The following is a 909-nucleotide window of genomic DNA, read 5'->3' on the forward strand; positions in this document are numbered from 1 at the left end:
GGCCCCGGTCAGACCGCCCGGCCGGCCGGGCGGGCGAGCGCGAGGCGGCTGGGGAGGACGCTCGCCGCGACGGCGAGCAGCAGGCACAGGGCGGTGCTCGCGCCGAGGGGCGCCCAGGGCAGCCGCAGGGCGACGGTGGTCTGGCCGGCCAGGATGCGGTGGTTGAGCAGTGCGGTGGTGCCGTACTGGGTGAGCGCGGTGACGGCGAGGGCGAGCAGGGCGGCGGTGGCGACGACCAGGACGGCCTCCAGCGCGACCATCCACGTCACCTGGCGGCGCACCGTCCCGGCCAGTCGCAGCACGTCGAAGTCGCCTCGGCGGTCGGCGGTGCTCATCACCATGGTGTTGACGATGGCGATCAGCGCGTAGAGCAGCGCGGGCCCGAGGATCGTGGTGGTGGCGATCCAGGCGTAGTGGGCGCCGGGGTCCGGCCCGGGGTCGCGGGCGTCGGTGAGGGTGCCGCCGAGCCGGTCGGCCGGTTCGGCGTCGAGGTGGACGGCGGCGGGGCGGGCGTCTGCCAGGTGGCCGGCGGTGGCCTCGCCGCTGAGCAGGACCTCGTCCAGGCCGAGCTGGGTGCGGTAGACCAGGACGAGCCGCAGGCTGGTGACGGTGCCGTCGGCGAGGCGCAGGTTGACCTGGTCGCCGAGCTTCCAGCCGTGGCCGCGGACCTGGTCGGTGGAGGCGGCGAGGGTGGCGCCGCGCAGGTCGGCGGCACTGCCGCCGACGGTGGGCAGGGTCCAGGCGGTGGCGGGGTCGCCGTCGACGACGGTGGCGGCGGACGGCACGCTCGCGGGCGAGTCCTCGCCGTGGTCGTCGAAGGCGGGGGCGGCGGCGCCGAGGCCGGTGACCACGGTGGCGGTGGTGGCGGTGGCGTGCAGGCCGGGCCGGGTGGCGGTGAGCCGGTGGGCG

At 77.4% G+C, this 909-nt stretch carries 1 protein-coding gene; it reads right to left on the reverse strand.

Annotated elements, in window-relative coordinates; genetic code table 11:
• Nucleotides 1–8: 8 nt before the first annotated feature.
• Nucleotides 9–909 (reverse strand): FtsX-like permease family protein (locus KS423_RS47810; protein WP_263455923.1); only part of this gene is annotated, 901 nt, incomplete at its 5' end.

The sequence above is a fragment of the Streptomyces sp. LS1784 genome, from assembly GCF_020103755.1.
Lineage (GTDB): Bacteria > Actinomycetota > Actinomycetes > Streptomycetales > Streptomycetaceae > Kitasatospora.